Annotated in this window: 10 protein-coding genes; 7 read left to right on the top strand and 3 right to left on the bottom strand. The window is 63.9% G+C overall.

All coding sequences use genetic code 11. The features are described 5' to 3' along the window. The 3 genes from rpsI (at position 1) to argC (ending at position 2,686) form a co-directional block, all read left to right on the top strand. On the top strand, positions 1-474 hold the full coding sequence (gene rpsI, locus AC3A4H_RS06535) for a 30S ribosomal protein S9 (protein WP_348776966.1): 474 nt from the start codon (positions 1-3) through the stop codon (positions 472-474). 255 nt (positions 475-729) lie between these two features. Beyond that, positions 730-1,686: an agmatinase gene (speB, locus tag AC3A4H_RS06540; protein WP_487765979.1), complete on the top strand. Its 957-nt coding sequence runs from the start codon at positions 730-732 to the stop codon at positions 1,684-1,686. A 73-nt stretch (positions 1,687-1,759) separates the two neighbouring features. Then, positions 1,760-2,686 (top strand): N-acetyl-gamma-glutamyl-phosphate reductase, encoded by a 927-nt coding sequence (argC, locus tag AC3A4H_RS06545; protein WP_487765980.1) that lies wholly within the window; start codon positions 1,760-1,762, stop codon positions 2,684-2,686. Positions 2,687-2,902: 216 nt separating this feature from the next. On the opposite strand, the gene AC3A4H_RS06550 is transcribed toward argC, so the two are convergent. Continuing rightward, positions 2,903-3,997 carry a COX15/CtaA family protein gene (locus tag AC3A4H_RS06550; protein ID WP_487765981.1) on the bottom strand — a complete coding sequence of 365 codons (1,095 nt, stop codon included), beginning with the start codon at positions 3,995-3,997 and terminating at the stop codon, positions 2,903-2,905. 148 nt (positions 3,998-4,145) lie between these two features. On the opposite strand from AC3A4H_RS06550, the gene AC3A4H_RS06555 reads away from it, so the two are divergent. Beyond that, the gene (locus AC3A4H_RS06555) at positions 4,146-4,364 is read left to right on the top strand and encodes a DUF2842 domain-containing protein (protein WP_348776970.1); all 219 of its coding nucleotides are present in this window, start codon (positions 4,146-4,148) and stop codon (positions 4,362-4,364) included. Positions 4,365-4,378: 14 nt separating this feature from the next. Here the strand turns inward: AC3A4H_RS06555 and AC3A4H_RS06560 are convergent, their stop codons facing one another. Beyond that, positions 4,379-5,437, bottom strand: coding sequence for a polysaccharide deacetylase family protein (locus tag AC3A4H_RS06560; protein WP_487765982.1), 1,059 nt, complete (start codon positions 5,435-5,437; stop codon positions 4,379-4,381). 93 nt (positions 5,438-5,530) lie between these two features. Between AC3A4H_RS06560 and AC3A4H_RS06565 the strand changes: the two genes are divergently transcribed. Continuing rightward, complete coding sequence (locus AC3A4H_RS06565; protein WP_487765983.1) at positions 5,531-6,724, top strand: GNAT family N-acetyltransferase; 1,194 nt, start codon at positions 5,531-5,533, stop codon at positions 6,722-6,724. 18 nt (positions 6,725-6,742) lie between these two features. On the opposite strand, the gene AC3A4H_RS06570 is transcribed toward AC3A4H_RS06565, so the two are convergent. Continuing rightward, the gene (locus AC3A4H_RS06570; protein ID WP_487765984.1) at positions 6,743-8,908 is read right to left on the bottom strand and encodes a GumC family protein; all 2,166 of its coding nucleotides are present in this window, start codon (positions 8,906-8,908) and stop codon (positions 6,743-6,745) included. A gap of 224 nt (positions 8,909-9,132) precedes the next feature. Here AC3A4H_RS06570 and AC3A4H_RS06575 point away from each other — a divergent pair, with 224 nt between their 5' ends. Together AC3A4H_RS06575 and AC3A4H_RS06580 are read left to right on the top strand one after the other, a co-directional pair. Continuing rightward, positions 9,133-9,696, top strand: coding sequence for a polysaccharide biosynthesis/export family protein (locus AC3A4H_RS06575; protein ID WP_348776974.1), 564 nt, complete (start codon positions 9,133-9,135; stop codon positions 9,694-9,696). A gap of 44 nt (positions 9,697-9,740) precedes the next feature. Next, entirely contained in the window at positions 9,741-10,922 is a 1,182-nt protein-coding gene (locus tag AC3A4H_RS06580; protein WP_487765985.1) for a glycosyltransferase family 4 protein, read from the top strand. Positions 10,923-10,945: the final 23 nt, after the last annotated feature.

Below are 10,945 nucleotides of genomic sequence, written 5' to 3' on the forward strand. Positions count from 1 at the left end.
ATGGCTGAGCTCAACTCGCTCGCAGATCTCGGCACCGTTGCCGCCGCACAGCCGGCCGCTCCGGTCCACGTCCAGAAGCTGGATGCCCAGGGCCGCGCCTACGCCACCGGCAAGCGCAAGGACGCCATCGCTCGCGTCTGGGTCAAGCCCGGCACCGGCAAGATCATCATCAACGACAAGGAATACGGCGCCTATTTCGCCCGTCCGGTGTTGCAGATGATCCTGAAGCAGCCGATCGTGGCGACCAACCGCGAAGGCCAGTTCGACATCATCGCCACCGTTGTCGGCGGCGGCCTCTCCGGCCAGGCCGGCGCGGTCCGTCACGGCATCTCCAAGGCGCTGACCTACTACGAGCCGGCGCTGCGCGGCGTGCTCAAGAAGGGCGGCTTCCTGACCCGCGACAGCCGTACCGTCGAGCGCAAGAAGTACGGCCGGGCCAAGGCTCGCCGCAGCTTCCAGTTCTCGAAGCGCTAAGCGGCTCGAAACATTCGGGCACTGCCTCGCGACAGGTGCCTGTCGGAAAAGCCGCCTTCGGGCGGCTTTTTTTTGTGGCTCTGCGAAGGCCACGAGCAGTTGGACGGGCCCCTGCCGGCTGCGGCAGAACATGCAGTCTGCGCGGGTCCACTTTTCGTCCGGAATGGTGTAGAGCCGGGACGAAACCCTCTCGACCGAAGCCAAGCAGTTTCCGCGCAATGGCTTCGTCCCACCAGACCCGTTTAGGAAATCGTGATGCCTGCAAACTCCATTGACCATGCTTTCACGGCCACCAGGAACACCGGCCGCTCGGGCGACCCGACCTATGCCGGAGCGTTGTCCTTCATGCGCCGGCGCTATACCAAGAACGTGAAGGGTGCCGACGTGGTCGTTTGGGGCATCCCCTTCGACGCGGCCGTGACAAACCGGCCGGGCGCACGCTTCGGCCCGCAGGCCATCCGCCGCGCATCGGCCATTTTCGACTGCGACCCGCAATATCCGTTCCATCTCGATCTGTTCGAAGAACTCGGCGTGGTCGATTATGGCGACTGCCTGCTCGATAGCGGCAACCACCAGAAAACGCCGGGCATCATCGAGCGCGAAGCGGCCAAGATCCTGAAATCCGGTGCTTTCCTGCTGACGCTCGGCGGCGACCATTTCGTCACCTGGCCGGTTCTGAAGGCCCATGCGGCCATCCACGGGCCGATGGCGCTGGTGCAATTCGACGCGCATCAGGACACCTGGGACGACGACGGCAAGCGCATCGACCACGGCTCCTTCGTGGCGCGCGCGGTACGCGAAGGCATCATCGATCCGGATCGCTCGATCCAGATCGGCATCCGCACCCATGCGCCCGACACGTTCGGCATCAAGATCCTCTATGGCTACGACGTGGAAGAAATGCGCGCGTCCGACATCGCCTATGCGATTGCCGAACGCACCGGCGGTCGGAAGACCTATGTGACCTTCGACATAGACTGCCTCGACCCCGCATATGCGCCCGGAACCGGCACGCCGGTTGCTGGCGGCCCCTCCTCAGCCAAAATGCTGTCTGTATTGCGCCAGATGACGCAGATCGACATGGTCGGCGCTGATATCGTAGAGGTTGCGCCGGCCTACGACCACGCCGATATAACGGCAATCGCGGGCGCCACCGTGGCCATGCAGTATGTCGGCTTGCTGGCAGAGCGAAAGGCGCGCGAGAGCGCCTGAGCCGAGCAGCCAGACCAGCCCGGCTTCGGGCGCGGTCGGCCAAACAATGTGAACCTTCTTACGGACGACAGGAATGAAACCGAAAATCTTCATCGACGGCGAGCATGGCACGACAGGCCTGCAGATCAGGGCACTGCTGGCTGACCGCGGCGACCTGGAGATCATTTCGGTTCCTGCCGAACGACGCAAGGAAACGGAAGCGCGCGCCGAGTTCCTGAACAAGGCGGACGTGGCCATTCTGTGCCTGCCCGACGACGCGGCGCGCGAAAGCGTCTCGCTGATCGAGAACGACACCACACGGGTGATCGACGCCTCGACTGCGTACCGCGTGGCGGAGGGCTGGACCTACGGTTTTCCGGAGATGGACAAGGCGCAGATGCAGGCGATTGCCGCATCCAAGCGAGTGGCCAATCCCGGCTGCTGGCCGCAGGGTCCCATTGCAGGCTTGCGCCCGTTGGTCACCGCCGGCCTGCTGCCGGCCGACTTCCCCGTCACCATCAACGGCATCTCCGGCTATTCGGGCGGCGGCCGGCAGATGATCGAGGACTATGAAGCGCAGGGGGAGGATTCGCCCGAATTCCTTCCCTATGGCCTGATGCTCAAGCACAAGCACATCCCCGAGCTGCGCGCCTATGCGAAGCTCTCGCATGACCCGATCATGCAGCCGGCCGTCGGCAATTTCGCGCAAGGCATGATCACCGTGGTGCCGTTGCAGCTCGGCCGCCTGCCGAAGGTGCCCACCGGCGCGGAACTGCATGCGGCAATCGCAGACCATTATGCCGGCGTGAAGGGCGGCGTGGTCGAGGTTGCACCGCTGGTCGACTTCGAGCGCAGCGCCGATATCCAGCCGGAGATCTATAACGGCACCAACAAGATGAAGCTGTATGTCAGCGCCAACAACGCCCGCGCCCAGGCGCTGCTGATTGCCGTCTACGACAATCTCGGCAAGGGCGCTTCGGGCGCGGCCGTGCAGAACCTGAACCTGATGCTCGGCCTGTAGCCGCAGAATAAAGGGCCGGCCTTCCCGTCTGATTGAAGGCCGGCCCTGCTACTTTCCCTGGGTTTTCTCGCCACATCCGGACGTTGGGCCGGTCTTCGCTCGACGCTTGCCTGGCGCTGCCCGTCGGCGTTCTGGCGTCGCAGCTCGACAGCCTGAAGTAACGAAAAGGCCGCGCCTCTGCGGTCGCGGCCTTCGCCAAGAGAAAGTTCCGGCTGGTTACCTTCCGACAACCACCTCGGTCGGAAGCGGATAGGCACCCTTTGTGCCGCGCCAGTGGGCCGTCGCGAAGATAAGCACCACAAGTGCGACTCCCTGATGCAGCAGTGCCCAATGCATATGCGCCTGAGCCAACAGCGTGCCGACGCCGACTGCGGCCTGCACCAAAACAAGGCCGACCAGCACCCAGGCGCGGCGCGCATGGGTCGTTCCCGGTTCTGCCCGGGCGGTCGCCACGGCATGCCAGATCGCTACCACCAGCACCGTATAGGCGAACATACGGTGGATGAACTGCACGGTCTTGGGGTTTTCGAACAGGTTGCGCCAAGCCGGATCAATGACGAACAGATCGCCCGGAATGATGGCGCCGTCCATCAGCGGCCAGGTGTTGTAGGTCAGGCCTGCATGCAGACCAGCCACGAGCGCGCCGAGATAGATCTGCACCAGTACCAGCAGCACCATGATGCCGGCGAAGCGCTGCACGCCTCGCCCGGCCGGCGCTTGCGAATAGATTGCCAGCCCGCGCGCAATATAGGTCACAGCCATGACGATGACGCAGGCGAAGGTGAGGTGGATTGCGAGTCTATACTGGCTGACGAAAGCACGTTCCGAAAGCCCCGAAGCCACCATCCACCAGCCGACCGCGCCCTGCAGGCCGCCGAGTGCCAGCAGCCCGACGAGACGCGGCTTCAGCCCGCGCTCGAGGCGGCCCGACGCCCAGAACAGCACAAGCGGAATGGCGACCAGGAAGCCGACGCCGCGCGCCAGCAAACGGTGCGCCCACTCCCACCAGAAGATTTCCTTGAACTCCTCAAGGGTCATGCCCTTGTTGATCTGCTCGTATTGCGGGATCTGCTGATACTTCTCGAACTCTTCCTGCCACTCGGCCTGATTGAGCGGCGGAATGACCCCGTGGATCGGCTTCCACTCGGTGATCGACAGGCCGGAGCCGGTCATGCGCGTGGCGCCGCCCACCATGACCAGAGCAAAAAGCACCACCAGCACAATATAAAGCCAGTCGCGGACCAGCCTGCGGTCGCGCAGTTCCTTTTCGCGAATGGCAAGGGGCGCAGTGGAATTTATCGTCGCTGACATGGCAATATTCCGGCGTTTCGAACCGCGGCGATTGGTGGACCATCGGGGCCGCGGTTACAAGGCTGTGATGCGCGCGACACGCCGTCGCGCCGTTGTTCGGCTTGCGCACGGCACCAGGAAGTCCTAGGACGGCCGCGAAGGAAAAGCCATGCCCATTCGCCTCAAGAAGTTGATCGGAACCATACTGCTGATCGTGCTGGTGATCGTCTATTCGCTCGTGGCGACGACGATTGCAGTGGCGCGGCTTGGCGAATCCAGCGCGCTGGTCCACTTCCTGTTCTTCCTGCTTACCGGCCTTCTCTGGATATTGCCCGCAATGGGCATCATCAAGTGGCTGCTCGTCGAGCGCAAGCCGAAGAAGGGCTGATAGCCCCTTTCGATCTATACCGTCACCAGCGTCCTGCCGCGATTTGCGAGCGGCGTGGTGATGCCCGACAGCATCGTGCGCAGATAGGCGAGCTCCTGATAGCGGCCATTGACCGAGATGCGGGGCAAGGCGTGAAGATGCCGCGCGTGGCCGGCCTGCAGAACGCCGTGGCGCGTCGTGACGGCAGATGCGTAGCCCGCCTCCCTGGCCAATTCCACCTCGCGACTGCCGACCGCGCTGGCATAACCGTAGGGATAGGCCACATGGCGCGGCCGCGCGCCAAGGCGCTCCTCCAGAACCGTTGCAGCCCCGACGATCTCGCGGCGCGCCGTTTCCGCGTCAAGCCGCTTCAGGCTGTAGTGGTGGACGGTATGCGCGCCGATCGTGACCAGAGGATGCGCCGCCGCCTGGGCAAGCTCGTCCCAGTTCATAAGCGTTTCGCGGCTCGGCGCGCGTGAATCGACACCGTTCGCTTGCGTCAGCGCGGCCAGCACGGCGCGCTGATCTTCCTCGCGCGTCTCGACGGTCAGAAACTGGTGCAGGCGCGCATTCGCGCGAATGCGCCCCTCCAATGTCGAGCAGTCGAGCTTGAGCGGGCCTTCCGCCGTTTCGAGCACCAGCATGCCGCGCTTATTCACAATGTCTTCGACCACCTCCCACCAAAGATCGACCGCGCCATCAATCAGCCCCGGCGCGACGTAGATGGTGATGGGCGCACCGTGCTTTTCCAGTATTGGAAGAGCCTCGGTGAGGTTGTCGCGATAGGCGTCGTCGGCGGTGATGGTCGCGAAACGCCGGGCGCCCCTGCCCTGCGCAAGGCGCACCAGCGCCTCATCGAGCGTAACGAACTCGTAGCCGCCAACCCTCATGTCGGCGATCAGCGCATCGAGAAAGGCTGGTTCGATGTTGAGATGCCGATTGAAGCCATCCGGCTTCCGCGGATGGGCGGTAACGCGATGCAACATGAGGATGGCGCCGACGCCGCCCACAAGCGGGCGCGCCAGCCGGGACAGACCGGAGGCGCCAAGACCGTTCAGTACCAGCCGGCGCAGAGCATCGACCCCATCGAACATTGATTCACCTTTAGCCACTACTGTCCATGACAGCCGGGCCCTGGCGGCCCTGATGAACCCAGGTGGCCAGCAGTAGCCGCGAAGGATTGAGGTATGGTTGACGCGGCCGCATCATTCGACAATGCAGGCGCCGCCAGCGGCGTGCTGACCGACGTCGAGGTATCTCCGGTCACTCCGGCGGCACTCACGGCTTATGGCCAGCTTTGCGCGACGAGCCCCCACGGACCGGCGCAAGCCCCGCTCTGGGTGCAAAATTGGGTTACCCATATGCACCCGGAAGGACTGATCGTCTCGCTGAAGGCAGATGGCCGCGCCGTTCTCGCGCTGGCGCTGGAGGTTGTGCGGGCCGGGCCGTTTCGCATCGCCCGTTTCATGGGCGGCACCCATGCCAACGGCAATTTCGCACCCGCCCTGCCCGCTTGGTCAAGCGTCGTAACACGGGCCGAGATGGCGCAGATGGTAAAGGCCATTCGCGCAGCGAGGCCCGATATAGACGCGTTGCTCCTGCAGCGCCTCGCCCTTGACCTCGACGGCCACAAGAACCCGCTGCTTGGCTTGCCGCACGTGCCGAGCCCGAATATCGCGCTCGCGGTAGACCTGCGATCCGGGTTTGACGCCGTGCTGGAGCACACCAGTGCCAAGCGCAAACGCAAGAAGCATCGGGCGCAGATGCGCAAGTTCGAAGCCGCCGGCGGCTATAGGCGCATTGTCGCCGACACGCCGGAGGAGATCCGACGGCTTTTCGACGCATTTCTTGAGATGAAGGAACAGCGGTTCCGCAAGGCCGGCGTGGCCAATGTGTTTGCGGAAGCCGAGATCCAGGCGTTTTTTAACGCGCTTTTCGCCGACGCACTGCGTAACGGCACGCGAGGCTTCACGCTCGAAGGGCTGGAAGTGGCCGGCAAGCTGCGCGCCGTAACCGGCACCAGCCGCTGCGGCAACAGCCTTATCTGCGAATTCGGCGCAATCCGCGACGACGAGCTGGCGCCCGCCAGCCCCGGCGAGTTCCTGTTCTACGAAAACATCGAGAAAGCCTGCGAACAGGGCTTTGAGGTCTATGACTTCAGCGTGGGAGACGAGCCCTACAAGCGGTTGTGGTGTGATGTCGAAACCAGGCAAGCCGATGTGCTCGTGCCATTGACCGCAAAGGGGCACGGTTTTGCACTTGCCATGCGCGTTTCGGTCCGTCTCAAGACCCACATCAAGAACAGCCCTGTGATGTGGAGGCTCGCAAAGGCGCTGCGCAAGCGCGCGGCAAGCCGGTCCGCCGCCTCATCGGACGACTGACCGCCGCCTCCTGCATCCTCAAGCGGCGTTGCGTCCTGGCACCGGCGTGGTCGGCAATTCGGAACCGGCAGGCGTGACCAGAATCAGATCGAGATAGCCACCGGCCTTCAGATTTTCGGCGGCGGCCACCACCTCGTCCTCAGGCTCGATGACGCTCAGCAGGATTTCGGTGTCCTCACCCACGAGCCGGCGGATGCCATCAGCGTCGATCGGACCGCATTCGACGATGACAAGGTCATAGGCCGTGGAAAGCGATTCCAGGATGATCGGCAACCGGTCGGCGGCGCGCATTGCACGGACAGGGTCGGCGGTTCCCACCGGAATCACATGGCAGCCCGAATAATGATCGGCATGGATCACGTCGGTGAACTGCGCCTTCGCGGTGAGAAGATTGGTGATGCCCGGACGGCGGACACCATCCAGCATCGGCCGCGACGCGGCACCGGAGGCGGTCAGGTCGAGCAGCACCACACGCAGGCCCGCATCCGAAATTTCCCGAGCCACCAGAATGGCCGTGGCCGCAGCCTCGTCGCCTTCGGGCGAGACGACGATGGCCCTTGTGGTGCCGCTTGAAATCAGTTTCTCGGCGGCGCGCTCGATGCCGATTTCGCCCAGCTTGCGGAGACGCGGAGCAGCACGCCTGGCCACTGGAGTGGTCTCCGGCACCATCTCCGCAACAGTCTCCGGCATTGGAGCGGCGACTGCGTCTGCCTCGAGCACTGGCGTCTGTTCCGGCTCGTGCAGCGCCGGCATGGCAACCTGCTCCACCGGGTCCAGGCGCGCACCAGGCGCAGGCCGCATGGCTCGTCCGGAAAAGAGCTCCTGCAGCAGGGTCGCCACCGCCATTATGAGAAGGGAAGCCACGAAAGCAGCCCCCACGATGGGCACGATTTTTGGGAAATAGGGCTCCGACGGCACGACTGCGCGGGAGAAGATCCGCGCATCCGCCGGCAGATAGTTGCGATCCTGCCGCGAGGCGGCCTCGCGGTAACGGGTCATGTAGGATTCGAGCAGCTGGCGCTGTGCGGCGGCTTCGCGTTCCAGCGCGCGCAACTCGACCTCTTCCTCGCCGGCGCGTGCCGACTCGGCCTTGAGCCTGTTGAGATCGGCGGTGATCTGGGTTTCACGCAACTGCGCGGCCTGCACTTCGGTAGCGACGCTTTTGAGAACGTTCTGCGCTTCGGCACGTATCTGCGCATCGAGATCAGCGAGCTGCGATCGGAGGGCACGGATGCGCGGATGGTTTTCCAGCAGCGTTGTGGACAGGTCCGCAATATCCGCCTTGAGCTGTGCCTGCCGTTCGCGCAGTCGCTGCACCAGCGACGAGGAAAGCACCTGCGGTAGCGCATCGAGCGAGCCGCCCTTCTCCAGCGCCTTGCGCACGCTTTCAGCAGTCGCTTCGGCCGCGGCGCGGCTGGCCCGCACGCGCGACAACTCGGAGGAAAGCTCCGCCAACTGCTGGGTGGCGAGGATAGAATTGTTCTGGCCGATCAACAGGTCCGATTTGGCGCGGAAATCGGCAACGCGAGCCTCGGCCTCCTTCACGCGCTTGTCGAGATCGGCGATCTCGGGCGCAAGCCAGCCAGTGGCATCGGAGTTCGAGGCGAGCTTGGCGTCGCGGCTGACTGCCAGATAGGCATCGGCCAACGCGTTCGGCACCTCGGCCGCAAGCTTCGGATCCTTGGAAGAAAACTCGATGACGATGACGCGCGACCGCTCCACGCGGTAGACGTTCAGCTTTTCGCGGAACGCCTTAAGCACGCGCTCGTCGGAGGGAATTTCGTGCGGGTCGCTCTTCAGACCGGCGAGAACGAGCAGCCGCGACACCACGGACATGTTGGCCGCGGGATCGAATTCCGGCAGCTTCGACAGCTCCAGCTTCTGGGCTACCTGCTTGAGAATGTCGGTGGAGGCGATGACCTCGACTTGGCTGGCCACCCCCTCTTCGTCGAGGATTGGCCGATCTGCCTCTCCGCTGGGGCGGGTGAACACGGATTCGCGCGTTTCGATGAGCAGGCGCGTTTCGGCGCGGTAGTGCGGCGTGGCCAGCGAGGCAAACAGGAAAGCCAAGGCCGCAGCGCCCAGCGCGACAGCCAGAATCCGCCGCCAGCTTCTCAAAAGCGAAGCAAACAGCTTTCCAAGATCGACGTCGATATCGCCGGCAGTCGAGTGAACGCCTGACATGCATCCTGCTCCCAGTATCTGACAGCAGCATGGTAAACATCTATGGTAACTCGGCAGTTAAGATCGCCACGCCTGCTGCAGCCTTCGGCGGCATTCCTTCCGCAACAGCAGCGTGCGAGCGCGCGCAAGCGCACCTTTACCAGCCATTAACCCTAACACGCCGATAAAACGCCATCGAATCCGCTCGGGGCTCTCCGACGCAACGCCAAAGGTATCGGCAACTCATGCAACGCTTTCGCCCGTTTGTTTGCGCAATGCTGGCTACGGCACTGCTTGCCGGCTGCACGAGCTATCGCCCGGCCCCTACCGCCTTCCATGAAGTGCTCGACCAGCCCTATCGGCTGGGCGCAGGCGACCGCATCCGCGTCACTGTTTTCGAGCAGGAGGGGCTGACCAACACCTACAGCGTCGACCAGTCCGGCCACATCGCCTTCCCCCTGATCGGCCTGGTTCCCGTTCGCGGGTCCACCGCCCAGCAGGTGGAAGCCACGATCGCCGGCAGGCTGCGCAATGGTTATCTGCGCTCGCCCGACGTCTCCGTCGAGATCGACCGCTACCGGCCCATCTTCGTCATGGGCGAAGTGGGCGCGGCCGGCCAATATTCTTACGTTCCCGGGTTGACCGTGCAAAAGGCGATCGCAATCGCGGGCGGATTTACGCCTCGCGCAAACCAGGCCGATGTCGATATCACCCGCGACATCAACGGCAAGGTCATGACCGGCCGGGTCAAGACGACCGATCCGCTGCTGCCCGGCGACACCATCTATGTGCGTGAGCGATTCTTTTGAGGCAGAGCCGGGAGCATGAGGCCGCGGAAGCGATCGTCCCGGCCGTGACCGCCAAGCTGCGCATAGTCCACTGCTTTCGTTCGCCCGTCGGCGGCATCTTTCGCCACGTGCGCGACCTGGTCGCCGCGCAGGTAGCCGCTGGCCATTCAGTCGGCATCGTCTGCGATTCGACCACGGGCGGCGAATTCGAGGACCGAATTTTCCAGGAGATCGAAAGCACGTTGGAGCTCGGCATCTGGCGCACGCCGATGCAGCGCCATGTCGGACCGGGCGACGTCGCCGCAGCCGTACGCGCCTACGGAATCATCAAGGAATTGCGGCCGGACATCTTGCACGGACACGGCGCCAAAGGTGGCGTCTATGCGCGCTTGTTCGGCTCACTGTTGCGGGTTTCAAGGTCTCGCGTAGCCCGCCTCTATTCGCCGCATGGCGGCAGCCTGCATTATGACGAAGCGACCGCTAGCGGGCGCGTAATCTTCAGTCTCGAGCGACTGATGGGGCGCCTGACCGACCACCTGCTTTTCGTTTCCGACTACGAGCGACGCACGTTCAAACGCAAGATCGGCGAGCCCCAGGCACCCAATAGCCTCGTCTACAATGGGCTGCGCTCGGGCGAGTTCGAGCCGGTCAGGCCGGCAGATAGCGCTGCCGACTTTCTCTATGCTGGGATGATGCGCGACCTGAAGGGTCCGGACCTCTTCATCGCGGCGCTGGCCGAAACGGAAGCCCGCCTTTCGCGCCGGGTGACCGCCGTGATGGTGGGCGATGGAGACGACCTGCCACGCTATAGGGATCAGGTGCGGCAACTGGGTCTTTCCGAGCGGGTGCTTTTCCTGCCGCCCATGCCGGCCCGGAAAGCCTTTGCCCTGGCTAGGTTTATTGTCGTTCCCTCACGCGCCGAGGCAATGCCCTATATCGTGCTGGAGGCGCTTGGCGCCGGCATGCCAATGATAGCGACGGCCGTGGGTGGCATACCCGAAATATTCGGCCACGATTCACCGGCCCTCGTATTGCCGCTGGCCTCGCAGCTTGCCGAGAAGATGAGCGGCGCATTGGCTTCGCCCGCCGTCTACCGCGCTGCAATGCCCACGAGCACCGAACTGAAGGCGCGCTTCGGCGCCGATGTGATGGCGGCCGAAATCGAGCGCATCTATTTCGGCGCGCTCGGCCGCGCCGCTCCTGGCAGGAGCGTCTCAAACGACGCGATTGCTTCAAGGGTTTCTTAGCGCCTGCCCGATAATGATCCCGC

It is taken from the genome of Pseudaminobacter sp. Soil_N_29, from assembly GCF_057656055.1.